The 22,306-nt window shown below is 44.2% G+C and carries 32 protein-coding genes; 28 read left to right on the top strand and 4 right to left on the bottom strand.

The window, feature by feature from the left end; genetic code table 11:
* Positions 1-61: 61 nt before the first annotated feature.
* A complete protein-coding gene (ahpC, locus tag ICV90_RS08215; protein ID WP_215358387.1) occupies positions 62-625 on the bottom strand; it encodes an alkyl hydroperoxide reductase subunit C in 564 nt (187 codons plus the stop codon).
* 284 nt (positions 626-909) lie between these two features.
* On the opposite strand from ahpC, the gene ICV90_RS08210 reads away from it, so the two are divergent.
* Positions 910-1,449 carry an OmpA family protein gene (locus tag ICV90_RS08210; protein WP_305849375.1) on the top strand — a complete coding sequence of 180 codons (540 nt, stop codon included), beginning with the start codon at positions 910-912 and terminating at the stop codon, positions 1,447-1,449.
* 27 nt (positions 1,450-1,476) lie between these two features.
* The gene (locus tag ICV90_RS08205; RefSeq protein ID WP_215358385.1) at positions 1,477-1,875 is read left to right on the top strand and encodes a hypothetical protein; all 399 of its coding nucleotides are present in this window, start codon (positions 1,477-1,479) and stop codon (positions 1,873-1,875) included.
* A 60-nt stretch (positions 1,876-1,935) separates the two neighbouring features.
* Here the strand turns inward: ICV90_RS08205 and ICV90_RS08200 are convergent, their stop codons facing one another.
* A complete protein-coding gene (locus ICV90_RS08200; protein ID WP_215358383.1) occupies positions 1,936-2,613 on the bottom strand; it encodes a DUF1345 domain-containing protein in 678 nt (225 codons plus the stop codon).
* Positions 2,614-2,910: 297 nt separating this feature from the next.
* Here ICV90_RS08200 and ICV90_RS08195 point away from each other — a divergent pair, with 297 nt between their 5' ends.
* The 3 genes from ICV90_RS08195 to ICV90_RS08185 all read left to right on the top strand — a co-directional run bounded on the left by ICV90_RS08195 (position 2,911) and on the right by ICV90_RS08185 (position 5,403).
* Positions 2,911-4,020 carry a linear amide C-N hydrolase gene (locus ICV90_RS08195; RefSeq protein ID WP_215358381.1) on the top strand — a complete coding sequence of 370 codons (1,110 nt, stop codon included), beginning with the start codon at positions 2,911-2,913 and terminating at the stop codon, positions 4,018-4,020.
* A gap of 5 nt (positions 4,021-4,025) precedes the next feature.
* Positions 4,026-4,673 carry a hypothetical protein gene (locus ICV90_RS08190; RefSeq protein WP_251367712.1) on the top strand — a complete coding sequence of 216 codons (648 nt, stop codon included), beginning with the start codon at positions 4,026-4,028 and terminating at the stop codon, positions 4,671-4,673.
* A gap of 178 nt (positions 4,674-4,851) precedes the next feature.
* On the top strand, positions 4,852-5,403 hold the full coding sequence (locus tag ICV90_RS08185) for a phasin family protein (RefSeq protein ID WP_215358379.1): 552 nt from the start codon (positions 4,852-4,854) through the stop codon (positions 5,401-5,403).
* A gap of 4 nt (positions 5,404-5,407) precedes the next feature.
* Here the strand turns inward: ICV90_RS08185 and ICV90_RS08180 are convergent, their stop codons facing one another.
* Both ICV90_RS08180 and ICV90_RS08175 read right to left on the bottom strand, forming a co-directional pair.
* Positions 5,408-6,307, bottom strand: coding sequence for a histone deacetylase (locus ICV90_RS08180; RefSeq protein WP_215358378.1), 900 nt, complete (start codon positions 6,305-6,307; stop codon positions 5,408-5,410).
* 4 nt (positions 6,308-6,311) lie between these two features.
* Positions 6,312-6,686: a DUF2237 family protein gene (locus tag ICV90_RS08175; RefSeq protein ID WP_215358376.1), complete on the bottom strand. Its 375-nt coding sequence runs from the start codon at positions 6,684-6,686 to the stop codon at positions 6,312-6,314.
* Between the two features lie 61 nt (positions 6,687-6,747).
* Here ICV90_RS08175 and ICV90_RS08170 point away from each other — a divergent pair, with 61 nt between their 5' ends.
* The 23 genes from ICV90_RS08170 (at position 6,748) to ICV90_RS08060 (ending at position 22,304) form a co-directional block, all read left to right on the top strand.
* On the top strand, positions 6,748-7,158 hold the full coding sequence (locus ICV90_RS08170) for a thiol-disulfide oxidoreductase DCC family protein (RefSeq protein ID WP_215358373.1): 411 nt from the start codon (positions 6,748-6,750) through the stop codon (positions 7,156-7,158).
* Positions 7,155-7,703 carry a chalcone isomerase family protein gene (locus tag ICV90_RS08165; protein ID WP_215358371.1) on the top strand — a complete coding sequence of 183 codons (549 nt, stop codon included), beginning with the start codon at positions 7,155-7,157 and terminating at the stop codon, positions 7,701-7,703. Before ICV90_RS08170 ends, ICV90_RS08165 begins: the two co-directional genes overlap by 4 nt.
* Before the next feature lie 3 nt (positions 7,704-7,706).
* A complete protein-coding gene (locus ICV90_RS08160) occupies positions 7,707-8,255 on the top strand; it encodes a DUF3833 domain-containing protein (protein ID WP_215358368.1) in 549 nt (182 codons plus the stop codon).
* A gap of 70 nt (positions 8,256-8,325) precedes the next feature.
* Positions 8,326-8,859 carry a superoxide dismutase family protein gene (locus tag ICV90_RS08155; protein ID WP_215358366.1) on the top strand — a complete coding sequence of 178 codons (534 nt, stop codon included), beginning with the start codon at positions 8,326-8,328 and terminating at the stop codon, positions 8,857-8,859.
* Positions 8,860-8,898: 39 nt separating this feature from the next.
* Positions 8,899-9,342: a DUF2452 domain-containing protein gene (locus tag ICV90_RS08150; RefSeq protein WP_215358364.1), complete on the top strand. Its 444-nt coding sequence runs from the start codon at positions 8,899-8,901 to the stop codon at positions 9,340-9,342.
* Between the two features lie 34 nt (positions 9,343-9,376).
* A complete protein-coding gene (locus ICV90_RS08145; protein WP_215358362.1) occupies positions 9,377-10,363 on the top strand; it encodes a quinone oxidoreductase in 987 nt (328 codons plus the stop codon).
* Positions 10,364-10,434: 71 nt separating this feature from the next.
* Positions 10,435-10,845: a carboxypeptidase regulatory-like domain-containing protein gene (locus tag ICV90_RS08140; protein WP_215358360.1), complete on the top strand. Its 411-nt coding sequence runs from the start codon at positions 10,435-10,437 to the stop codon at positions 10,843-10,845.
* Positions 10,846-10,936: 91 nt separating this feature from the next.
* Positions 10,937-11,791 (top strand): metal-dependent hydrolase, encoded by an 855-nt coding sequence (locus tag ICV90_RS08135; RefSeq protein WP_215358358.1) that lies wholly within the window; start codon positions 10,937-10,939, stop codon positions 11,789-11,791.
* Positions 11,792-11,823: 32 nt separating this feature from the next.
* Entirely contained in the window at positions 11,824-12,558 is a 735-nt protein-coding gene (locus ICV90_RS08130; protein WP_215358356.1) for a transporter substrate-binding domain-containing protein, read from the top strand.
* 19 nt (positions 12,559-12,577) lie between these two features.
* A complete protein-coding gene (locus ICV90_RS08125) occupies positions 12,578-13,549 on the top strand; it encodes a tripartite tricarboxylate transporter substrate binding protein (protein WP_215358354.1) in 972 nt (323 codons plus the stop codon).
* A gap of 205 nt (positions 13,550-13,754) precedes the next feature.
* Positions 13,755-14,174, top strand: coding sequence for a MarR family winged helix-turn-helix transcriptional regulator (locus tag ICV90_RS08120; RefSeq protein WP_215358352.1), 420 nt, complete (start codon positions 13,755-13,757; stop codon positions 14,172-14,174).
* A gap of 31 nt (positions 14,175-14,205) precedes the next feature.
* The gene (locus ICV90_RS08115) at positions 14,206-14,760 is read left to right on the top strand and encodes a flavodoxin family protein (protein ID WP_215358350.1); all 555 of its coding nucleotides are present in this window, start codon (positions 14,206-14,208) and stop codon (positions 14,758-14,760) included.
* Complete coding sequence (locus tag ICV90_RS08110) at positions 14,760-15,308, top strand: cytochrome b (protein WP_215358348.1); 549 nt, start codon at positions 14,760-14,762, stop codon at positions 15,306-15,308. The genes ICV90_RS08115 and ICV90_RS08110 overlap by 1 nt, the downstream gene beginning before the upstream one ends.
* On the top strand, positions 15,298-15,885 hold the full coding sequence (locus ICV90_RS08105; protein WP_215358346.1) for a YceI family protein: 588 nt from the start codon (positions 15,298-15,300) through the stop codon (positions 15,883-15,885). The genes ICV90_RS08110 and ICV90_RS08105 overlap by 11 nt, the downstream gene beginning before the upstream one ends.
* A gap of 46 nt (positions 15,886-15,931) precedes the next feature.
* Entirely contained in the window at positions 15,932-16,504 is a 573-nt protein-coding gene (locus ICV90_RS08100) for a YceI family protein (protein WP_215358344.1), read from the top strand.
* A gap of 194 nt (positions 16,505-16,698) precedes the next feature.
* Positions 16,699-17,346 carry a cytochrome c biogenesis heme-transporting ATPase CcmA gene (gene ccmA, locus ICV90_RS08095; RefSeq protein ID WP_215358342.1) on the top strand — a complete coding sequence of 216 codons (648 nt, stop codon included), beginning with the start codon at positions 16,699-16,701 and terminating at the stop codon, positions 17,344-17,346.
* Positions 17,343-18,008, top strand: coding sequence for a heme exporter protein CcmB (ccmB, locus tag ICV90_RS08090; RefSeq protein ID WP_215358340.1), 666 nt, complete (start codon positions 17,343-17,345; stop codon positions 18,006-18,008). The genes ccmA and ccmB overlap by 4 nt, the downstream gene beginning before the upstream one ends.
* On the top strand, positions 18,005-18,775 hold the full coding sequence (gene ccmC, locus ICV90_RS08085) for a heme ABC transporter permease CcmC (RefSeq protein ID WP_215358333.1): 771 nt from the start codon (positions 18,005-18,007) through the stop codon (positions 18,773-18,775). The genes ccmB and ccmC overlap by 4 nt, the downstream gene beginning before the upstream one ends.
* Complete coding sequence (ccmD, locus tag ICV90_RS08080) at positions 18,775-18,963, top strand: heme exporter protein CcmD (RefSeq protein ID WP_215358326.1); 189 nt, start codon at positions 18,775-18,777, stop codon at positions 18,961-18,963. Before ccmC ends, ccmD begins: the two co-directional genes overlap by 1 nt.
* On the top strand, positions 18,960-19,394 hold the full coding sequence (ccmE, locus tag ICV90_RS08075) for a cytochrome c maturation protein CcmE (RefSeq protein WP_072583721.1): 435 nt from the start codon (positions 18,960-18,962) through the stop codon (positions 19,392-19,394). The genes ccmD and ccmE overlap by 4 nt, the downstream gene beginning before the upstream one ends.
* The gene (locus ICV90_RS08070; RefSeq protein ID WP_215358325.1) at positions 19,391-21,310 is read left to right on the top strand and encodes a heme lyase CcmF/NrfE family subunit; all 1,920 of its coding nucleotides are present in this window, start codon (positions 19,391-19,393) and stop codon (positions 21,308-21,310) included. Before ccmE ends, ICV90_RS08070 begins: the two co-directional genes overlap by 4 nt.
* Entirely contained in the window at positions 21,307-21,837 is a 531-nt protein-coding gene (locus ICV90_RS08065; RefSeq protein ID WP_215358318.1) for a DsbE family thiol:disulfide interchange protein, read from the top strand. The genes ICV90_RS08070 and ICV90_RS08065 overlap by 4 nt, the downstream gene beginning before the upstream one ends.
* Positions 21,834-22,304 (top strand): cytochrome c-type biogenesis protein, encoded by a 471-nt coding sequence (locus tag ICV90_RS08060; protein ID WP_215358316.1) that lies wholly within the window; start codon positions 21,834-21,836, stop codon positions 22,302-22,304. The genes ICV90_RS08065 and ICV90_RS08060 overlap by 4 nt, the downstream gene beginning before the upstream one ends.
* The last annotated feature ends 2 nt before the right edge of the window (positions 22,305-22,306 follow it).

The raw sequence follows: 22,306 nt of genomic DNA, 5'->3' as shown, positions 1-22,306 counted from the left end.
GGCAGGATCTAGTCCTCTCCAATAGACTCTCCGAAGAGAGTCTATGGATTACTGATTCAACTTAGATCTTGCCTACGAGATCCAAAGATGGAGTCAATGTTGCTGCGCCTTCTTTCCACTTAGCTGGGCATACTTCGCCTGGGTGTGCTGCTGTGTACTGAGCGGCCTTCAACTTACGCAATGTTTCAGAAACATCACGAGCGATTTCATTTGAATGAATCTCTGCTGTCTTAATGATGCCTTCTGGGTTGATGATGAATGTGCCACGCAATGCCAAACCAGCTTCAGGAATATGAACACCGAAAGCGTTTGTCAGTGTGTGTGTTGGATCGCCAACGAGCGGGAACTTTGCTTTACCAACAGCAGGAGAAGTCTCATGCCACACTTTGTGTGAGAAATGAGTATCGGTTGTCACGATATACACTTCAGCGCCTAACTTTTGGAATTCAGCATAGTTCTCAGCTGCATCTTCAATTTCTGTTGGGCAGTTAAAAGTAAAAGCTGCTGGCATGAAAATCAGAACTGACCAGTGACCCTTGAGGGATTCGTCAGTAACGGTTACAAACTTACCATTGTGGAAAGCTTCTGTTTTAAATGGTTGAACTGCGGTATTAATAATGGACATACTGTGCTCCTAGTGTTGGTTAATCAATTTCTTTAGTAACTACTGCAACTGTGTGAATTTTGAACCTCACTTGATTATTTGTCTAATGAATAAATTTGATATTTATGATCGAATTTATAGATAATCGATTTCAAGGCCCGGAGCGCGCTTAAAACGGGTTATTTATAGATTTTTCATAAAAATTACGATTTTTTATGGCTATTTGAAGGGCGTGAACTAGCCTTTGGGCTATAGTGGTCTCAATGCCTGCAGGGCTAATTTTTTACAGAATCTGGAGAAATGACATGAGTTTCATGAAACAAGGATTAATGGCCTTATCTATTGCAGCACTTGCGCTCTTGAGTGCCTGTGTCACCGAAGGTAAATACAACCAATTGGACCAGGCATACAGCCAGCTTCAACAGGCCTACCAGGGTGATGAAGTAGAAATTCGCCAATTACAGGGCGAGCTGCGAATCACGATCCGCGACAAAATTTTATTCCCAGAAGGTGGCTATCGTTTGAATGCCAAAGCTGAGCAGGTATTGGCAAAAATGGCGCCAACATTATCTGGCTTCAAAAATACCAAGGTAGTGGTTCGTGGCTATACAGATAATGTTGCAATTGGCGCTGATCTTCGTAAGCAAGGAATTACAACCAATCTCGATCTGTCATCTAAGAGAGCGGATAACGTAGTTGACTACCTCATTCGCAAGGGCGTAAGTCAGAGTCTTATTTCTGCGCAAGGCATGGGTGAATCCAATCTAATTGCTTCTAATGCAACTCCAGAAGGCCGTGCACAGAATCGTCGCATTGAAGTTACTTTGGTCGGCCCAGGTAATTAATCTGTAGCTTATATAAAAGGATCCACAATGAAATATTTATTAAGACTTTGCGCGGTATTAGCAGTTGCATTGGGATTGGCTGCTTGCTCAGGTACGCCCGATGTCAAAACATCTTCAGCAGATTTTATTAAAGTAACAAACGGTATTTTGACCAGTAGTTATGGCAAGACTATTTATACCTTTGATAAAGATCAGGCTGGCTCAGGTAAGTCGGAGTGTGTGGCAACTTGTGCAACCAACTGGCCACCAGTCTACATAGAGCCTGGCATTAAGCTCTCTGGTGACTTTTCTTACATCAGCCGTAATGATGGTCAGAAACAGTTGACCTATAAAGGTAAGCCGCTGTACTTCTTTGTTAAGGACAAAAATCCTGGCGATAAGACAGGTGATAACGTTAATAATGTTTGGCACGTTGTAACGCCTTAATCTGCAAAAGCATTACAGAAACAAAAGTCATTAATGCCACCTTAGGGTGGCATTCTCTTTTTAGGAAAGTGCTACTACCCCTGAAATCAAGTTGATAGCTAATGCAAGTAAGGATGTATTAAAGGCAAAGGCAGTCATTCCTTGAAGCATGACCAAGAACCGAACTCTAGAATTGGCAATATTGACGTCAGCGGTTTGACAAGTCATGCCAATCACCATGGAGAAGTAAAGAAAGTCTACATAGGTAGGTCTTAACTTGGATGCAAATAGTAAAGGCGCCTCTTTGGTTTTTTCAAGCTCTTGGTAATAGACATGTGCATAGTGCAAAGCAAACGCGGTGTGTACATATAACCAAGAAATAATATAAGTCGCTAGAACCAGGCCAACATGGCGAATGGCAATATTGGTCGGTAGTGCTCTAATGCCGGAAAGAATGATGACGATCGTTACTAAGCTCGCTGCTGCTGCAAGAACGATGATTAAGAGGATCCTCGCTGCGCCATCATCCTCTTTCTTTGAGAGATTGAGAATATTTTCTTGGGTGGAGAAATACATCATGATGTAGGTCAGCGTCAGATAGAGGCCCCCTGCAAGTATCCAAGAAAGGGCTAAACGTAGGATTGGGCTGAGATCGGCCGAGATTAGAAAGTAGGATCCGAACCCGGTGAGCGAAATAATCAGTAGCCTGTGGGTTGCGCCTATTTGGTGCCAGTATTGTGTCCAACGGGATGCTTTCATAATGACTCTAGTATGCACTTAAAATGAAGCATATTAATGAGGCATATTAATGAGGCAGTAAAAGTCTGCTTGATGCATAGATGCAAAATTAAGAAAAGGATTTGAGATTGAGATCAAATATTAGAAATTGGAGCTTGGTTACCGGTGCGCTCATTATCTTAGCTGCCTGTATTTTTTCTTATCTATTGACGAAACCTGCTGAGGCCGATGTATCAATACAGCAAGATTTATCAAATACATTTGCAATTAGAAGTGCTTAGTTTTTTATTTAAAGATCAATGCTGTAAAGGAAAAATAATGAGTAAAAAAATGATTCAAAGAATAGTAGCTGTTTCAGTAGCAGCCTCTTTAACGTTTGCCCCATTAGTCAGCAATGCCTGCACTAGCTTTTTACTAAAAGGTAGTGATGGTGGTTTTGTTTATGGGCGCACCATGGAATTTGGTTTGCCACTGAAATCCCAGCTAACAGTCATTCCGAGAAATTTACCTATGCCTGGTGTTGGTGTGGATGGTAAACCTGGCACCGGTTTAAATTGGACTACCAAGTATGCTGCAGCAGGCATGAATGGATTGGGCATGCCAGTACTTTTGGATGGTATGAATGAAAAAGGTCTAGTGGGCGGTTTACTAAACGCGCCAAATACCGCTGTTTATCAAGTGGTTAGCCCAGCCGATTCTTCTAGCAGCATAGCTTCTGTCCAGATGTTGGTGTATGCCTTAACCAACTTCGCCAATGTTGGGGAAGTAAAGGCGGGATTTCAGAAGATCAAAGTGAATCGCTCCACAATTCCTGCGTATAACAACCAATCCGCTCCAGTTCGCATGACACTTCATGACGCCAGTGGAAAAAGTATTGTGATTGAGTACCTTAAGGGCGAATTGGTTATCACTGATAACCCAACGGGCGTGATGACAAATGATCCAGCGTTTAGGGATCAACTCAATAATATTGGTAACTACGCAAACCTTACCAGCGTAGAGAAAAACCCAATTGTGATTAACGGGGCTACTTATGTTCCGCCAAGCTCAGGCAGTGGTTTGCATGGATTGCCTGGGGATTACTTGAGTCCGAGCCGTTTTATTCGCGCATTATTTCTGACAAAGTCAGTACCCACCACATACCCAACTGCTCAACAAGTTAATACCGCTTGGCATATTTTGGGTAGCTTTGACATTCCTCCTGGTGCCATCAGTTTGCCTGCCACGAATGCTTATGGTGGTGGTGCTGGTGGAATAGAGACAACTGAATGGAGCGCGGTAGCTGACAATAAAAATATGATTTATAACCTCAAAATGTTCGAAACAACGAATATCTATACTTATGATTTAAAGAAAATGGATGTAAGCGCCAAAGAAATTAAATACATCAAGTTAGACAAGCCTCTTGCCACGATCTCTGTTAATTGATAGCTATGATGAAATTTACCAATGTATCTAGATTTGCCGCCGTATCTCTGCTTGCTTTGATTTTCCTGTGCGGCTGTCAATCTACTGGTCAAGATGGCAAGCCGCTCACTACTGCAGAGATTATTCAAAAGCGTGACGCTACGTTAAAGTTGTCGAAGATCGGTCTTGATGCATTAATTAAGCAAAAGCCAGAAGTTCAAAAGGAAATTAATCAGGCAGCTGGCTATGCAGTCTTTACTACTACCAATGTCAATATCGTTTTGCTGGTAGTGGCCCGCGGTGAAGGCGTCCTGTTTGATAAGCGACGCAAAGAGCCTATTTTTATGCAGGCACTTAAAACAGGTGAAGGCTTGGGGGCTGGGTATCAAGATCAATACCAGGTGGCGATCTTTAAGACTCCCGGTGCTATCGATCAGTTTTTGTTGACTTCAGTTGATGGTCGTCGTGGTGGTATTGATGTGGACGCTAATTTTTCTGCTGGTTCTGGTGGTACGATTCGCTCCTTTAACCCAGATATTACCTTCTATACAGTGGGTCTCTCTGGATATGATTTACAAGCCAACTATGGAGGCACGCTTTACTTAGTGGATCAGCAGCTCAATAGTGCTGAAACTCTGAACAGTCTTCCAAAGAAGAAGTCGGGTACGAAGTAAAGTTCCTGTAAGGCAAGATTCAGGGCCTATCCATGGTTTAGCAGTTGTAGAGCCCCAGCTAGCAATGGCTGGGGCTTTTCTTTTGCCTATACCTGGCTGATCTACTGGTATTTCTCTATAGAAACCCGCCTGAACGAGAGTAGATTGGTAGATGAACCAATCCATCTGAAAGGCTGATATGAGCAAGAAATCACTTGATATGAATTCAATCCCAGGACAACAAAGAGCGATTGATGCAACCAAGGCCGCTGGGCGTGTGGCGATTGAAAGTGCTCAGGCAATCGCACAGATTAATCAGCAGGCGACGCAGGAATTGGCCGCCTTAATTCAGATAAGGGTATCGGAGTTGATGAAAACTCAGGATCCACGATCTGCATTTGAATATGTTCATGCCGAAGTGCTGCAGGATGCGGCCAAAGAGATCTCTCAATATCACAATCAGTTACTTCAGGTGCTTAAAAGTGGCAATCAAGAGCTAGCCGATATTGCTGAAACTATGATTCAAGAATCTAAGGCAGATTTAATTCACTTTGTAAATGATGCAACAGATAATGCGCCGCTTGGTAGCGAGGCTTATGTCTCTGTATTTAAAACCTCATTTAATAATGCATTGCAAAATTTTGAATTGATTCGCGCTGCAATGGCAGACTCATTTACGAATTTTGAGAAGAGTGTTGAGAATGTCAGTAATCTCGCTAGCCCAAAAAGTGCTTCAAAAAAGAATAGCTAAAGATTTAATATTGCTTCTGAAATTGTAGGGCGGTCTTAATGGTTTGAAAGTGAATATCCACTGTGGATGTTATTTCCTTTCCGTAGCCGCCCGCCATTGAAAACGCGATGGGTAGTTGTCTATCCAAGGCATACTGAAATACCGTCTCATCCCGCAAGCGCATTCCTGCTGTACTGACATTCAGCCTTCCTAAGCGGTCTCCTTCATGGGGGTCTGCACCAGCTAAGAAAATGAGGCAGTCTGGCTTGAAGCGTGAATCCAGTTGATCTAGTGATTGGCCCAGGGCATCTAAATAGGTGGCATCTTCGCAGCCATCCTCTAGACCCAAATCAAGATCGCTCTCTTCCTTTTTAAATGGAAAATTATTTTCCCCATGAATAGAAAGAGTAAAAATAGAATCGTCATTTTGTAATATCGACGCAGTGCCATTTCCTTGATGCACATCCAAATCAATCACTGCAACCTTGAGGGATAAGCTAATCTCTTTTTGTAAAGTGCGGGCAGCAATAGCCGAATCATTGAAAACACAAAATCCACTACCAGTATCTCGATAAGCGTGATGGGTACCACCCGCAAGATTGGCGGCAATTCCTTCTCGCAAAGCAGTTTTGGCTGCAGCTACCGTAGCACCTGCTGAACGGCGTGAACGTTCCACCATTTGCTCACTCCATGGAAATCCAATTTCTCTTTGTTCTTGTGGAGAAAGCTTTCCTTCAATGACTTTAATGAGATAGCTTGGGTCGTGAGCATACAGAATTTGGTTATCTGTTGCAGGCGGCGCCTCTACAAGCTCAATATTTTTTTCTCCACTCACCAAATCACGTAAGCGAGAATACTTTTCCATCGGAAAGCGATGCCCCTCTGGAAGTGGCAATACAAAATGGTCGGTATAAAACGCTTTCACACTTTTACATTTCTCTCGAATATTCTTTCAGGATATTCAAGGGGACGGTCTCTAGGGCTTTGATGTGAGTGCTTTCAAGTTTGATAAATGGTGCGCATTGGGCATTGAGTGCCTCCACCCAGCGATTGATGCATAAGCACCATTGGTCGCCTGCCACTAAACCTGGAAATTGATACTCTGGTCTTGGGGTGATGAGGTCATTTCCTTTTTGCAGGCTAAATTGTAAAAATTCATTGGTCACAATCGCACAAACTAAGTGACTGCCCACATCCTCTTCATTGGTTTTGCAGCAGCCATCCCTAAAAAACCCTGTTAGGGGATCGAAAGAGCAGGGAATGAGGGGTTCACCAAAAACATTTAACGCAACTTCTTTTTGCATAGCAACCTTAAAAATATCCGTGTCAGCCAGTTTATTGAATAAGCCGTAAACTTGCTGAACAATGACTCAATTAGAAAAGCTCACCTTGTTTTACGATGGCGCTTGCCCGTTGTGCCAGGCGGAGATTCTCTTTTTATCGGGACGCAATCAAGACAATCTATTGGGCTTTGTCGACATTAACTCAGATCAGTATGATCCTCAAAAGGTGGGCGTCTCTTGTGAGGCTGCATTGGCGGCGATGTATGGTCAGTTTGCTAGTGGCAAATTGATACAAGGCGTCTCAGTTTTTCCTGAGGCCTATCGTCGTGCAAACTTACCTCGTATGGCCTGGTTCTTTTCAAGAAAGCCACTTCAGCCATTCTTGAAATTGGCTTATCTCTTTTTTGCCAAGAATCGGCATGCGATATCTAATTTCTTTGGGCCAGCAGCGTTACGTTTTGTGAAGGCCCGTTCAAGGTCAGCACAGCAATGAAGAAAATTCATCTTCTCCTCATCGCCACTCTACTGAGTTTCTTGGTGCCGCTCAGCTTTGCTCGCGATCCTTCGGAGGTGACTGCATATTTAAGTACTGCAAAACTGCAAGGAAGCGGTCGACTGACTTGGTGGGGTCTGCATATTTACGATGCTTCCTTTTATAGGGTGGGTTCACTGTCTTCCTCCGAGTTTGCATTGGATATGCGCTATCAAAAATCCTTCTCCGGTAAATCGATCGCCAATCGGAGCGCAGAGGAAATGAAGCGCACTGGCGTACCTGATGATCAGGCTGCCCTTTGGGGTAAGGAGTTGGCGTCATTCTTGCCTAATGTTGAGTCAGGGCAGACTTTGACTGCTATCTATTCCCCTAAGCAAGGAACCGTTTTTTATCATGATGGCAAACAAATCGCACAAATACCTGGGGCAGAGTTTTCAAAGGCATTTTTTGGAATTTGGTTAGATCCTAAAACAAGCGCCCCTAAACTGAGAACAGAACTATTGGGACAAACCTGTCCACCACCACTTTTTAATGAGGCTTGTTAAGTTATGAAATCCTTTTTTACACGCCTTGCATTCACAATATTTTGTGGAGCGCTTTTAGTCTCATGCTCTTCACCTCAGGTATCTCAATATGCGGCTGAGAAACCAGCCTTAGAGCTGAGTGAATACTTTTCTGGAACGATTGATGCCTATGGCATCTTTACTGATCGTAGCGGTGAAGTGAAAAAGCGCTTTACTGTGCTGATCAAAGCAAATTGGACGGTAGTTGAAGGTAAAAAAGTCGGCACCTTGGATGAACGTTTTGAATACTCTGACGGCACAAAGCAAACACGCATCTGGACGCTAACTGAGCAATCTCCTGGTAACTATATTGGTAGGGCCGATGATGTGGTGGGGGATGCACAGGGTCAGCTCGCCGGAAATGCTCTGAACTGGACCTACACCCTTGCATTGCCGGTGGATGGCACCATTTATAACGTGCAATTTAATGATTGGATGTACTTAGTCACCCCCAAGGTAATGCTCAATAAGGCCAAGATGAGCAAGTTTGGGATTGATTTGGGTGAGGTGACTTTGAGCTTCTATAAGCGCTAAGCAAAGGCGCCCGATTTGTGTCACACTTTCTTGGAAGTCGCCTTTGGGCGCCTCATCCAAGGAGATCTAAATGAACAAGAAATTCAAGCAAATTTCGATTGCTTTATCCGCTGTGGGAATTTTGTCATTAGTGGCATGCCAATCAATGGAGCATGGTACTGGGCAAAAAGCCAGCGCAAATTTAGATTCAAGATCAGGCTCTCAGGCTAAGGGTGAGGTTATGTTTACCTGGCAAGGAGATGATGTTCTCATCAATGCTAAGTTTTCTGGATTAAAGCCAAACTCAGAACAAGGTTTTCATGTTCATGAAAAAGGTGATTGCTCTGCTCCGGATGCAACCAGCGCAGGTGGTCACTTCAATCCCGAAACAAAATCTCATGGCATGCCTAACAGCGGCATGAATCATGCAGGAGATTTGCCCAACATTAAGTCCGATGCTAATGGCAACGCAACTTACACGGCTAAGTTACATGGATTTTCTGTAAATACAGGCCCAACTGGAATTGTTGGTCGCTCAGTGGTTGTGCATAGAGATCCGGATGACTACAAATCTCAGCCTGCAGGAAATTCTGGCCCACGTATTGCATGTGGCTTGATTAAGTAATCACATCTATTTATTAAATTAGTACATACAAGGCATTTCATGAGAATCGAAGATACCGATCCAGCGCGACATGCAGGGATTGAATATCCAATGGAAGTGGGTGCTCCTGTGTTTGCACCCATCAAAGTGACTGAGGAAAAAGATAAGGCTGTTAATGTAGCTCGCCAAAATGCCAAGCTTGAGTACGATCGCATTATGGAGCAGGCTGAGGTCTTGATGAAACAGGCTAAAGCCCTGCAAGCAAGACTAGATGCTACGGAGATGGTACATAGCGCTAAATTTGGCTTTAATCCTATTCATGGAAAAATTTACCATCTGTACTATGACGTTAGAAATAACACTAATGTATTGATTCAAAATGGTCCAAAAGAATGGAGCTGTGGAATTCCAGATGGTTGGACTTATTCGATGGCAGTAAAGAAGTTGGGTGACAGTACTTGGGCGGTAATTGAAGAGGATTCTGCTGGCGCCCTTACTGTATGATGTTTTTCTCTATATAAAAATAATTAGGTGACCTGTGACAAAAGCTCGAGTCGTTAGTCTTACTGAACTAGGTAGTGCAGACGTAATCAAAGTGATTGATAAAGAATTGCCGCCACCTGCAAAAGGTGAAGTGCAGCTCCGTCAGACTGCCATTGGATTTAATTTCATTGACGTATATCAGCGCTCAGGCGTTTATCCATTAGAGATGCCTACAGGCCTTGGGCATGAGGCTACTGGTGTGGTTGAGTCTTTGGGCGAAGGCGTCACTGATTTAAAAGTGGGTGATCGCGTCGTTTATATGAATGCTGGGATAGGTGCTTATGCAAGCGCGCGTAATGTAGCGGCCGACAAATTGGTTGTTCTGCCAAGCAATATTTCTGATGAAGTAGCTGCAGCCGTTTTCTTTAAAGCAATGACCGCACAATATCTTGTGCAAAAAACCTATAAAGTAAAAGCGGGTGATGTAGTGCTCGTGCACGCAGCTGCTGGCGGCGTTGGTCAAATATTAGCTGGTTGGGCAAAAGCATTGGGTGCATTTGTCGTAGGCACTGTGGGTTCACCAGCAAAGTTTGCGGCTGCTAAAGAAGCGGGTTGCGATGCTGTTGTTGATTACTCTCAAGCAAATTGGGTTGAAGAAGTACTTAAAGCCACTGGTGGCAAAAAAGCTAATGTGGTTTATGACTCTGTTGCTAAAACTACTTTCTTAGGCTCTTTAGATTGTGCCGCCCCTTTTGGAACAGTCGCTTTGTTTGGCGCTGCTTCAGGCCCAGCTCCTGAAATTCAGCCAGAGATCTTAAATAAGAAGGGCTGCCTGTTTTTAACTAGACCTTCTGTATTTCCGCACAACGCTACTGCAGCTTTGTTAAAAGAAAATGCTAAAGCAGTATTTGATGCAATTGCCAAAGGGCAGGTCAAAGTACAAATCGGCGCAAAATTTTCTTTAGAGCAAGCTGCTGATGCGCATCGTGCTGCTGAGGGACGAAAAGTTTCAGGCGCCATTGTGATGACTCCACAAGCTTAAGTGTTCTAACGCACATAAGCCCCGTGTATGCGGGGCTTTTTTTATGCATCAATCAGACGTAAGATAGAAGTATGAAAACACTTCTTAAAATATTGATTGCCACTCCACTCATCTTATTGAGCTCTTTGTCCTTGGCACAAATTCCTGAGGCGCAACATTCACAGGGAATTTCTTACATCACTGGTGGGGTAGGTGAGAGTGAGACGGTTGCGATTTTGGCTGATGCAAAGCAATGGCCATTGCTATTAGAAATGTCTCAAATAGAAAATGGCAGGGGAGTCTGGATCTTCGGAGCAAGTATCAAGATCATGAGTTCTAAAAAACAGCTCATTTTTGATGCCCAAGCAGATGGGCCTTATATGCTGATTAATCTTGAGTCTGGTGACTATGTGATCGAGGCAGCTTATCAAGGGGTGGTTCAAAAGAGGGCACTTTCTATTAAATCCGACTCACCACAAAAGGTTTCCCTTTTTTGGAAATAATGCCTTGAAAATTGACGCATTGCGTCATAAGCCTAAACATTCAATTTGGTCTATAGTTTCCTGATTACTACAATCATTAGGAGATAAATGAATGAAATGCTTTTCAACTAAAAGCGGTTTGGGTGTATTGCTTTCGGCAATATTAGTTTCAACAGCCTCACTCAGTAATGCACAGAATTCTCCAGCTGTAGGTGCTCAGGGTAAGACTGAGGCGCTATGGCTTGGACAGGCTGGGTTCCGGATTAAATCCCCTCAGGGAAAAATGATTCTGATTGATCCCTGGATTACTGGCGGACCTAAGACGCCGCCGATTTACAAGAATGATTTGGCAGCGATTGGTCCGATTGATGTGTTGCTAGTGACGCATGCACACGTTGACCATCTTGGCGATGCCCCAGCTGTGGCTAAGATGAATAACATCAAGTTATATGGTCCGGCCGATATGGTGACGCCACTCACTACTTTGGGAATTCTGCCAGCAGACTTGGGTCATCGCTTTAATAAAACGGGTCGCGTAACACCTGCGCCTGGAATCAAGGTAACCGCAGTTCAAGCAGAGCACTCTTCTTTATTGGTTTGGAAGAATCCGGCTACAGACAAGATGGAATCACATCCCGCCGGCGAGCCAATGGGCTTCATTATTGAGCTTGAGAACGGTTTTAAGATTTGGCACATGGGCGATACCGGCTTATTTAGTGATATGAAATTTATTAGCGAGCACTACAAGCCTGATCTAGTGATGGTTCCGATTGGAGGCAATTTCACAATGGCTCCGGATGATGCTGCATATGCATTGCGTACCTGGGTGAAGCCAAAGATGGTGATCCCAATGCATTACAACTCTAACCCGATGACTAAAGGTACGTTAGCAGAGTTTCAGGAGGCTATGAAGGGTAGCAATATCAAAATTATCCCGATGACTGAAGGTGAAACAGTTCAATTCTGAGCAGTCTCTAATTTTCAATCCTAAGGATTATTTTGAATTCAATTGCTTCTGAAGTGAGGGCGCAGCTTGCCCCTCACGGTGTACTTTCTGCCGCAGTCTATCTTGGTAATTTCTTGCTAGTGACTGTTCGCACATCTTCAGGAGAGCCTACGGGTATTGCGCCGGATATCTGTCGCGCAATAGCAAAGCGTCTGGATGTGCAATTAGACCTAAAGGGTTTTGAGACTCAAGATGAGGTGGTAGATGCTGCGGCTACTGGCAAGTGCGGCATTGTTTTGGTGGGCTCCGATCCAGCGCGCGCTCAAAAGGTTACTTTTACACCTGCGTATGCTGAGCTCGAGGCAACTTACTTAGTGCCCGCGAATTCGCAGATCCAAGATATTTCTCAAGTAGACCAACTGGGGGTGAGGATTGCATCATTTTTTAAGAGTGCCTATGACCACTGGTTACAGCGCAATCTAAAGCATGCAACCTTAGTGCATGCAGATAGCCTGCAAGCAAGTAATGAACTTTTTATAAGTGAGCAGTTAGATGCATTAGCTGGACTCAAAACAGGCTTGGTATCGTTTGCAAATACAGTTCCAGGCTTAAGAATATTGGAGGGTCAATTTACTGGAATTCAGCAAGCAATCGCAACCAATAAATCTAATGTAGAGGCAATCGATTTTCTGAGTGCATGTGTAGAAGAATTCATTCGTAGTGGTCTGGTGACCGATCTGATTCAGAAATACCAAGTTCAAGGCTTATGTGCAGCACCCATTCATTAAAGATCGGTAGCAAAATAATATGAAAAAAATTACATTCATCTTTACTCTGATGCTCGGCTTGTTTGCTTATCAAAACACCTACGCCCAAGCAGGTGCTTACCCGAACCACCAAATTAAAATCATTTCTCCTTTTGCCACAGGTGGGATTGCGGATGGATTCTCCCGCATCATTGCGCAGGGCTTGAGCGAGTCTTTTGGGCAGCCAGTCATTGTGGAAAACAAGGCAGGTGGCGTTGGAAACATTGGCGCCGACTTTGTGGCTAAATCGCCAGCAGACGGCTATACCTTAATCATGGGAAGTATTGGTACACATGCTGTTAATCCCTACTTGGTTAAAAACATGCCCTATGATCCCCTGAAGGATTTTGTGCCTGTGGTATTCGTATTGGATGCAGAAGGTTTGTTAGCGGTTAATCCAAATTTACCCGTTAAAAATGTTGCCGAGTTAATTGCTTATCTGAAAGCAAACCCAGGAAAAGTTTCTTACGGTTCAGGGGGCATCGGTACCGCCAGTCATTTAGCGGGAGAGCTTTTTGTAATGACTACAAAAGTGGATATGACGCATATTCCTTACAAAGGAAATGCCTTAGCTATTACTGATCTCATTGGGGGTCAAACTCAAGTGATGTTTGCAACCATGCCCACTATTCTTCCTTATGTCAAAAGTGATAAATTGCGAGGTTTGGCTGTCACTGGCGCAGGGCGAGATCCATCTATGCCAGATTTGCCAAGTATTAGCGAAACCTTGCCGGGCTTTGATGTAAAGAATTGGATTGGTCTATTTGCTCCAGCAGGTACTCCACCTGCAGTTGTTAAAAAATTACATGATGAAGTTGCCAAAATCATGCAGCAGCCAGCAGTTCAAAAGAAGCTGGAAGCAGAGGGTGCAAAGTATTACGCTATGACACCAGAGGCATTCGGAGTATTTCAAAAGAAGGAATCGGTTCGCTGGGGCAAGATTATTAAGAGTGCTGGCATCAAGCCAGAGTAGAGCCCTATAAAGCCAGGCGTGTCTCGCTCTGTGCGCTAAGCGCTAGCCAAGGAAGCTAACAGAGGCTAACCTCGTGAGCTAGCACTTCCTAATTGCAATGTATTACTTGCTTTAAACCCTATAAATAGAAGGCTTCTTAGTTTTTTATTGCAAATAGTTCGTATTAGTACTATATTAGTTCTAACTAGTACTTTAAATAAGATTTATGAACTTTTTACCCGTCCTGAGAAACCTCGTTTCTGCCTATCAAGCGTTTGAGCGTTATTCAGCTCCGCACATAGCAGCAATGGGTTTAACGATGACCCAGTTTGATGTGATTGCCACGTTGGGCAATCAGTTGCCGATGACTTGTAAGGAGTTAGGTGAGAAAACACTGGTGACCAAGGGAACGTTAACGGGGGTGCTAGAGCGCTTGGAAGCAAAAGGTCTCATTCTTCGTCAGACAAATTCTCAAGATGCGCGTAGTCAGCTGATTGGTTTGACGACATCTGGACAGTCTTTATTTGAGAAAGTATTTCCAGAGCATTTGGAATATCTAAATGGTGCATTTAAGAAATTATCATCAAATGAATTAAAGCAATTAGAAGAGTCATTGCGGTTGCTGAAAGACGCTTTTAAATCATAAACATCAAGTCAATATTTTTAAGGAGAAATTGATGAGTAAATTAGCTGTCGTATTTCATAGTGGTTATGGACACACTGTAAAGCAGGCTGAGGCTATTGCTAAAGGCGCTAATGGAACATTGATTGCCATTGACGCTGAGGGCAATATTACTGATGCGCAATGGGCGACACTCAATGATGCTGACGCTATTGTGTTTGGCTCTCCAACCTATATGGGTACGGTGAGTTGGCAGTTTAAGAAGTTTGCTGACGTTAGCTCTAAGCAATGGTTTTCACAACAGTGGAAAGACAAGGTTTTCGGTGGTTTTACGAATTCAGCAACAATGAATGGTGATAAGCATTCAACCTTACATTATTTCTTTACTTTGGCTATGCAGCATTCTGGTCTTTGGGTTGGCACTGGATTGATGCCATCGAATTCTAAGGCCGCAAAGCGCGATGACATTAACTATGTAGGTTCATCTGCGGGTGCAATGATGCAAACACCATCCGATGCAAGTGCTGATGAAGTGAATGTGGGTGATCTAGAGACTGCAAGACTGTATGGCGAGCGTATTGCAAAAATTACCAAACAGTTGCGCGGATAATGAATAAAGTCAGATACACCTCTGTTGCCATCATCTTGCATTGGGTGATGGCGCTCTTGATATTCGCAACATGGTCAATTGCAATTGCCGTGGATGATATTCCATTGAGTCCACTCAGAATTACAGGAATCAGCTGGCACAAATGGCTTGGTGTCACCATATTCTTTTTGGTGGTTCTGCGCTTATTGTGGCGCTCAATTCATCCAGCTCCTGCATTAAACCTCGCATTGCCAGCCTGGCAAGAGCGTGCAATGAAGCTAACCCATCTTGCGCTGTACTTATTGATGCTTCTGATTCCGATTGTGGGCTGGTTAATGAGTTCCGCTAAGGGCTATACCGTCAACTACTTTGGCTTATTTGAATTGCCGGATCTGGTAGATAAAGATAAGGCACTTGGCCATCAGCTGAAGGAGATCCATGAGTTTCTGGCCAATGGATTAATGGCTTTGGTTGGACTTCATATTTTGGCTGCGCTAAAGCATCAATATATCGATAAAGATGGCTTATTAAGTCGTATGACCTTTGGAGGGTCTAGCCGTGAAAAGTAAATGCTCATTACATTTAGGGATGTTGGCACAGGCTTTATTAGCGATGCTATTCATTAGCGCTGCAAGCTCGGCTTATGCGGTGGAGTATTCATCTATTGATGCCTCGAAAAGCAAAATTACTTTTACAAGTAAATTGATGGGCTCAAAGATCTCTGGAAGTTTTGGAAAATTTTCTGGGAAGGTTTTATTTAATTCAGATGAGCCAGAAAAAGCGAAGGCTAACCTCATTATTGAAATCTCAAGTTTTAATGCTGGTGGGGAAGAGTTGCAAGAAGAGGCAAAAGGAAAAGACTGGTTCAGTACAAAACTCTTTCCAACTGCCAGCTATGTAACGGATTCTGTAAAGATTACAGGCCCCAATAGTTTGGATGCCCATGGAACCCTAACCATCAAGGGCAAAGCTGTGCCACTGTTGATATCCGTGAAGTATCAGCTGCAAGGCAAGCAGATGGTCTTTGATGCCAGCTTTCAGGTGCTGAGGTTGGATTTTGGCTTGGGTGCTGGAAACTGGGCAGACACTTCTGCAGTTGCCAATGAGGTGCCAGTCAATGTTCACTTAGTCTTAAATCAAAAATAGTTTTACAAATTAACTTACTTATTCAATTTTTAATCAGGAGAATTACATGAAATCAAAATTACTTATCGCTTTATTTGCAACTATTGGCCTTAGCTCTGTTTTTGCCGCGCCAGTAACCTACACTGCAGATGCAAACCATACTTTTGCTCAATTTGAATATAACCATTTAGGTTTTTCAAATCAGACTAGTCGCTTTAATACCGTTACTGGTACTGTAACTATTGATCAGACAGCTAAAAAGGGTAGCGCAGATATTACGATTGATACGAAATCTGTTGATACTGGATCTACTTTGTTTAACAGCCATATTCAGGGCGAAGATTTTCTATCGACGACACAGTTTCCAACTGCTATCTTTCAATCAAACGATATGATTTTTAAAGGTGAAAAACCGGTTGCTTTAAAAGGTGTGTTGACATTGAAGGGTGTAAGTAAGCCAGTTACATTGAATATCACTAATTTTGAGTGCAAAAAACATCCAATGTCTGGTGCTGATTATTGCGGTGCCAATGCTGAAACAAAAGTGAAGCGCACAGAATTCAATATGGGCAAATACGCACCGAACGTAGGTGACGATGTAACCATCATGATTGCTATTGAGGGTTCAAAAAAGGATTAATTCCTTTTGTTGGGCTGATGTCATCTGAAAAACCACCTACGGGTGGTTTTTTCATTCTCGGCCGACTCGGTTTATAATTTCATAAGTAATTGAATTAAAAGGGATTATTCCTTTAATTCCACTTTTGCTGGTTTGACAGCTCTTAGGGGCTCTTGGACAATGCCATGGGTGGTTGATTCAAGCCCCAAGCCCTCATGACAGTTGATACTCATTCCTCCTCCAATACACCGCATTTGACGCTCGAAGCTCGTGCGCTGACTTGTATTCGTGGGGAGCGACAATTATTTCAAAATCTGAATCTGACAGTGACGGCTGGAGAGTGCCTGCATGTGCGCGGTGAGAACGGGGTCGGAAAAACTAGCCTCTTAAGACTCCTGACGGGACTTTCTAAACCAGAGGTGGGAGAGGTTCTTTGGAATCATCAGTCAGTCGCTAAAGACCCTTCTACATATCATCGGGAGCTTTTATTCCTGGGGCATCGTGATGCTCTGAAAGAGGATCTCACTGCCTTGGAAAATCTGCAGCTGTATGCAGTGCTAGACGATATTCATTTACCGGTTGATAAGGCTTTAGCAGCCCTCTGGCGTTTTGGATTGCGTGGGCGCGAGAGCCTACCAGTCGGTTGTTTATCGGCTGGACAAAAGCGCCGAGTCTTAATGGCGCGTATGTTGACGCGTCAAGCGAAGCTGTGGATTTTGGATGAGCCATTCAATACACTGGATATTCATGCCGTACAAGATTTGCAAGGGTTAATAGCAGAACATGTGGAGCAAGGTGGTCTAGTGGTACTGACTAGCCATCAAGCAGTGGATCTTCCGCGTGTGAGGGTGCTAGATCTATGAATGCTTTACTAGCTATCATTCGCCGTGATTTGCTCTTGGTTATGCGCCGCAAGAGCGAGGTGCTCACAGCCCTCTTCTTTTTTGTCGTGGTGACTAGTTTGTTTCCATTGGGTATTGGTGCGGATGCTGCTTTGCTGCGTAAGATTGCTCCAGGCGTTCTTTGGGTTGCAGCCTTACTGTCTACTCTATTAGGCTTGCATCGGATGTTTGCCGCAGACTACCAAGACGGCGCTTTAGAGCAGCTTGCCTTGTCGCCGCAGCCTATGGTCTTGTTAGTAACTGGAAAAATTATTGCCCATTGGATGGTGAGTGGACTACCACTCGTGCTCTTAGCCCCGATCATCGGCATTCAGTTTGATCTGGATGCCAGTTCTTTGTATGTACTGATGGGAACCCTATTATTAGGTACCCCGGTGCTATCCTTACTAGGATCCATAGGTGCAGCCTTAACCTTGGGTGTCAGAGGCGGCAGCGTACTATTAAGCTTATTGATATTGCCTTTATATATTCCGGTTCTCATTTTTGGCGCTGGCGCCGTATATGCTAATAGTGTGGGTTTGGATACGTCAGGCCATTTTTCATTGCTAGGCGCGTTATTGATTTTGGCTTTAGCATTTGTTCCTTGGGTAAGTAGTGCTGCTGTAAAGATTGCAATTGAATGAATCCGATAAATACTTTTTCTAATCATCGCGTAGTTAACTGGTTTAAGTTATCTAGCCCTAGCACTTTTTATCCGGTGGCGGGTAAGCTCATCCCATTCTTCTGGGTCTTAACTTTTTTATTTGGCGCTGCTGGTTTGTGGATTAGCTTCTTTGTTGCGCCTGTCGATGCCGTGCAAGGGCAGGGCTATCGCATCATTTTTATTCATGTGCCCGCATCCTGGATGTCGATGTTTATTTATTTAGTCATGGCTACATGGGCAGGATTAGGACTGGTCTTTAATGCCCGTTTGTCTGCCATGATGGCGCAGGCTCTTGCCCCTATAGGCGCTTGGATGGCATTTCTATCTCTTTGGACCGGGGCATTCTGGGGTAAGCCCATGTGGGGTGCCTGGTGGGTTTGGGATGCTCGCCTTACTTCAGAGTTAATTCTTCTCTTTTTATATTTAGGCTTTATTGCCTTGCGAGCCTCCATTGATGACCCTCGCCGTGCCGATAAGGCGAGTGCCATTTTGGCTTTAGTAGGCGTTGTAAACGTACCGATTATTTATTTCTCAGTGAAATGGTGGAACACCTTGCATCAAGGCGCCTCCGTTTCTCTCACAAAAGCCCCGGCGATGGCACAAACCATGCTCTTGGGAATGCTGTTGATGGCTTTATGTCTTTGGATGTACACCATTGCAGTCACCTTAATGCGAGTGAGGGCAATCATTTTGGAGCGTGAAGCCCATGCTGATTGGGTGAGACAATCAATTGAGGTGAAAATCTGATGTGGAATAGCCCTTCTGAGTTTTTTGCCATGGGCGGCTACGCACTGTATGTGTGGAGTAGTTTTGGTGTTTGTGCGCTGGTATTGATATTGGAACCCCTCATGGCGCGTGCTCGCTTTAGAGCAATCGTACGGCGGTTGAAGCAAGAGCAATTAGCTGAGCAGTTTGATAAAGAGATTAGTAAGTGAAGCCTAGACATAAACGTGCATTGATGATTGTTGCAGCGCTGATCGTAATTGGTGTAGCTGCACTCTTAATTTTGAATGCGCTTAATAGCAATATTGCTTTATACGTCACTCCAAGTGAAGTGTCAGCGGGCAAAGCGCCTCAAGGTCAGGCTTTCCGAATTGGTGGCATGGTAAAAGACGGCTCTTTAAAGCGCGATGGCCTAACCGTGCACTTTGTGATTACTGATCTGGTGAAAGATATTCCAGTGGCCTATACCGGCATCCTTCCTGATTTGTTTAAAGAGGGTAAGGGTGCCGTGATCCAAGGTCGTATGAATGCGAATGGTGAATTTATTGCCAGCGAAGTATTAGCTAAACATGACGAGAACTATATGCCTCCTGAAGCAAAACATGCTTTAGAGCAAGCTCAAAAAAACGGAACGAATAAATGATTCCTGAGTTTGGGCACTACGCACTAGTTCTGGCGCTTTGTATTGCGTGCATTCAGGGAGTTTTGCCATTGCTGGGCGCGCACTTTGGTCGGCGCGATTGGTTGGTGCTAGCAAGACCTGCTGCGCAAACAGTTTTCTTATTACTGGCGATTGCTTTTGGAATCTTGGCTTGGAGTTTTTACGCCAATGATTTTTCTGTGCTCTATGTTGCTGAGCACTCGAATTCACAGCTACCAGTGATTTATCGATTAGGTGCAGTATGGGGCGGTCATGAAGGATCACTCTTGTTGTGGATCTTTTTGCTGGCTACCTGGACCATTTTAGTTGCTCAGCTTTCTAAAGCATTAGATGACTTTATGGTGGCGCGAGTGATTGGCGTTTTGGGCTTGGTCACTAGTGGTTTGCTCCTGTTTGTTTTAACAACCTCAAATCCGTTTGAGCGTTTATTGCCAGCCGCACAAGATGGCCGCTCATTAAATCCACTCTTGCAAGATCCGGGTTTAGTATTTCATCCGCCAATGTTGTACATGGGCTACGTTGGTTTTTCTGTGGCCTTTGCATTTGCGATTGCCTCCTTATTATCTGGAAGATTGGATGCCGCTTGGGCTCGTTGGTCACGTCCTTGGACAACCGCTGCTTGGGTTTTCCTGACCCTTGGTATTGCTTTGGGTTCGTGGTGGGCTTATTACGAATTGGGTTGGGGTGGTTGGTGGTTCTGGGACCCCGTTGAAAATGCCTCGTTTATTCCTTGGCTCGTGGGTACTGCTTTGTTACATTCTTTAGCGGTTACCGAAAAGCGCGGCGGATTTAAGAGTTGGACTGTGCTCTTGGCGATTACTGCCTTCTCCTTATCGCTACTAGGAACCTTCTTGGTTCGATCGGGCGTCCTGACCTCAGTGCATGCGTTTGCGACTGATCCAAGGCGTGGCATCTTTATTCTGATCTTCTTATCACTCGTCGTTGGTTCGTCTCTGATGCTTTACGCATGGCGTGCGCCTAAGAGTTCGATGGGCGGCAAATTTAGTTTGAGCTCCAGAGAAACTTTGATTTTGCTTGGCAATGTCTTTTTAGTGGTTTCTGCCGGATCTGTTTTGCTAGGCACCCTATATCCATTGCTGATTGATGCTTTGCATTTAGGTAAGATTTCTGTAGGCCCTCCTTATTTCAATAGCGTATTCGTGCCTATCATGGTGCCATTGCTGGTATTGATGGGTATCGGTCCATGGGCAAGCTGGAAGCAGAGTAATTTAATTAGCATCATCAAGCGTTTATGGATTGCAGGCGCAGTCGCTTTGATTGCAGGCGTTGGAATTCCCTTAATCATGGGCCAATTTACTTGGCTTGCAGGCATGGGCTTCATGTTGGCATTTTGGGTAATCGCTTCGGGCTGCATGCAAATTATTCGCCAAGCCAAAGCCGGTAAACCAACCCGTTCTTTTATTGGTATGCAGGTGGCGCATTTAGGTATTGCGGTATTTGTGATTGGCGTCACAATGGTGGGTGCTTATCAAGAAGAAAAAGATGTGCGCATGTCCGCTGGCGATACAGTAAGTGTTGGTGGATATCAAATCCAGCTTCAGGGTGTTAGTAATGCTCGCGGCCCAAATTACCAGGCAATGCGCGGTACGTTCTTGCTCTCTAAAAATGGCAGCGATCACATCAATCTTTATCCAGAGAAGCGAAGCTACTTTTCTTCGACGATGCCAATGACTGAGGCAGCGATTAATGCTGGGCTCACCCGCGATATTTATGTATCACTAGGTGAAGAATTGGCCGATCAATCCTGGGCTGTACGTGTTTACTACAAGCCTTTTGTGGATTGGATTTGGGGTGGTTGCCTGTTGATGGCTTTAGGTGGCGTGTTGGCTATGTCGGATAAGCGCTATCGACTGAAGTTAAAGAGCAAGTTCGCATGAAAGCAAAATTTTTAATCCCTCTGATCTTGTTTGTGGGCTTGGTAGTCTTTTTGGCTATTGGCTTAAATCGTGATCCACATGAGGTCCCATCGCCTTTGATTAACAAGTCTGCCCCTGCATTTGAAGTGTCTCAATTGGCTGATGCTAATAAATCGTTTTCACCGGCAAGTATGAAGGGTCAGGTGTGGATTCTGAATGTGTGGGCATCCTGGTGTGTAGCTTGTCGTGAAGAGCATCCGGTGTTGGTTGAGCTTGCTAAGTCCCAAATAGCCCCAGTGATTGGTTTGGACTACAAAGATAAGCGTGAAGATGCTGTAGCAATGCTGGCAAAACAAGGCAATCCTTATACGCTCTCCGCCTTTGATGCTAATGGGCGAGTTGGCATTGATTATGGCGTCTATGGTGTGCCTGAGACTTACATCATCGATAAGGCCGGGGTGATTCGCTTTAAACACATTGGCCCGTTAACAATGGATTTATTGAATCAAAAAATTTATCCTATGCTGAGTGAGTTAAAGAAATCATGAGGCGAATTTTATTAATCGCCGTTTGCGTGTTTAGTTTAGGCAACGCGTTTGCCAAAGATGCTGCACCACTCGCGGATGACCCTGTAACAGAGCAGCGTCTTATTAGTATTTCAGAAGAAATGCGCTGCTTGGTGTGTCAGAACGAGTCATTGGCAGGCTCGCGCTCGGATTTAGCCAATGATTTGCGTCGTGAAATTCGGATATTGATCAAAGAAGGTAAGAGCGATGATCAAATCCGCTCGTTTATGGTCGAGCGCTATGGTGATTTTGTACTGTATCGTCCGCCAGTCAAGCCAGTGACCTGGTTGCTATGGATTGGCCCATTTGTTATTTTGGGTCTGGGCATTGCTGGTTTATTAATGTATTTAAGACGCAGAGATAGCAGCGTGCCTAATGTCACGCTGACTGATGCTGATAATCAAAAAATCGATGCACTATTAAATGCAAGCGATAAGAAAGAGGGATGAAA

Origin of the sequence: Polynucleobacter sp. JS-JIR-II-b4, assembly GCF_018687815.1 — a bacterium.
Taxonomy (GTDB): domain Bacteria; phylum Pseudomonadota; class Gammaproteobacteria; order Burkholderiales; family Burkholderiaceae; genus Polynucleobacter.
This window is presented reverse-complemented; position numbering and strand designations above follow the sequence as displayed.

Bases quoted from the DNA above. Each gene is read 5' to 3' on its own strand.
- ICV90_RS08185 (WP_215358379.1), top strand. From the start codon at position 4,852: ATGAGCAAGAAATCACTTGATATGAATTCAATCCCAGGACAACAAAGA.
- ccmC (WP_215358333.1), top strand. From the start codon at position 18,005: ATGAATCCGATAAATACTTTTTCTAATCATCGCGTAGTTAACTGGTTT.
- ICV90_RS08135 (WP_215358358.1), top strand. From the start codon at position 10,937: ATGAAATGCTTTTCAACTAAAAGCGGTTTGGGTGTATTGCTTTCGGCA.
- ICV90_RS08150 (WP_215358364.1), top strand. From the start codon at position 8,899: ATGAGAATCGAAGATACCGATCCAGCGCGACATGCAGGGATTGAATAT.
- ICV90_RS08170 (WP_215358373.1), top strand. From the start codon at position 6,748: ATGACTCAATTAGAAAAGCTCACCTTGTTTTACGATGGCGCTTGCCCG.
- ICV90_RS08195 (WP_215358381.1), top strand. From the start codon at position 2,911: ATGAGTAAAAAAATGATTCAAAGAATAGTAGCTGTTTCAGTAGCAGCC.
- ICV90_RS08140 (WP_215358360.1), top strand. From the start codon at position 10,435: ATGAAAACACTTCTTAAAATATTGATTGCCACTCCACTCATCTTATTG.
- ICV90_RS08205 (WP_215358385.1), top strand. From the start codon at position 1,477: ATGAAATATTTATTAAGACTTTGCGCGGTATTAGCAGTTGCATTGGGA.
- ICV90_RS08110 (WP_215358348.1), top strand. From the start codon at position 14,760: ATGAATAAAGTCAGATACACCTCTGTTGCCATCATCTTGCATTGGGTG.
- ICV90_RS08160 (WP_215358368.1), top strand. From the start codon at position 7,707: ATGAAATCCTTTTTTACACGCCTTGCATTCACAATATTTTGTGGAGCG.
- ccmB (WP_215358340.1), top strand. From the start codon at position 17,343: ATGAATGCTTTACTAGCTATCATTCGCCGTGATTTGCTCTTGGTTATG.
- ICV90_RS08190 (WP_251367712.1), top strand. From the start codon at position 4,026: ATGATGAAATTTACCAATGTATCTAGATTTGCCGCCGTATCTCTGCTT.
- ICV90_RS08070 (WP_215358325.1), top strand. From the start codon at position 19,391: ATGATTCCTGAGTTTGGGCACTACGCACTAGTTCTGGCGCTTTGTATT.
- ICV90_RS08060 (WP_215358316.1), top strand. From the start codon at position 21,834: ATGAGGCGAATTTTATTAATCGCCGTTTGCGTGTTTAGTTTAGGCAAC.
- ahpC (WP_215358387.1), bottom strand. From the start codon at position 625: ATGTCCATTATTAATACCGCAGTTCAACCATTTAAAACAGAAGCTTTC.
- ICV90_RS08065 (WP_215358318.1), top strand. From the start codon at position 21,307: ATGAAAGCAAAATTTTTAATCCCTCTGATCTTGTTTGTGGGCTTGGTA.
- ICV90_RS08125 (WP_215358354.1), top strand. From the start codon at position 12,578: ATGAAAAAAATTACATTCATCTTTACTCTGATGCTCGGCTTGTTTGCT.
- ccmD (WP_215358326.1), top strand. From the start codon at position 18,775: ATGTGGAATAGCCCTTCTGAGTTTTTTGCCATGGGCGGCTACGCACTG.
- ICV90_RS08155 (WP_215358366.1), top strand. From the start codon at position 8,326: ATGAACAAGAAATTCAAGCAAATTTCGATTGCTTTATCCGCTGTGGGA.
- ICV90_RS08200 (WP_215358383.1), bottom strand. From the start codon at position 2,613: ATGAAAGCATCCCGTTGGACACAATACTGGCACCAAATAGGCGCAACC.
- ICV90_RS08100 (WP_215358344.1), top strand. From the start codon at position 15,932: ATGAAATCAAAATTACTTATCGCTTTATTTGCAACTATTGGCCTTAGC.
- ccmA (WP_215358342.1), top strand. From the start codon at position 16,699: ATGACAGTTGATACTCATTCCTCCTCCAATACACCGCATTTGACGCTC.
- ICV90_RS08165 (WP_215358371.1), top strand. From the start codon at position 7,155: ATGAAGAAAATTCATCTTCTCCTCATCGCCACTCTACTGAGTTTCTTG.
- ICV90_RS08175 (WP_215358376.1), bottom strand. From the start codon at position 6,686: ATGCAAAAAGAAGTTGCGTTAAATGTTTTTGGTGAACCCCTCATTCCC.
- ICV90_RS08210 (WP_305849375.1), top strand. From the start codon at position 910: ATGAGTTTCATGAAACAAGGATTAATGGCCTTATCTATTGCAGCACTT.
- ICV90_RS08120 (WP_215358352.1), top strand. From the start codon at position 13,755: ATGAACTTTTTACCCGTCCTGAGAAACCTCGTTTCTGCCTATCAAGCG.
- ICV90_RS08115 (WP_215358350.1), top strand. From the start codon at position 14,206: ATGAGTAAATTAGCTGTCGTATTTCATAGTGGTTATGGACACACTGTA.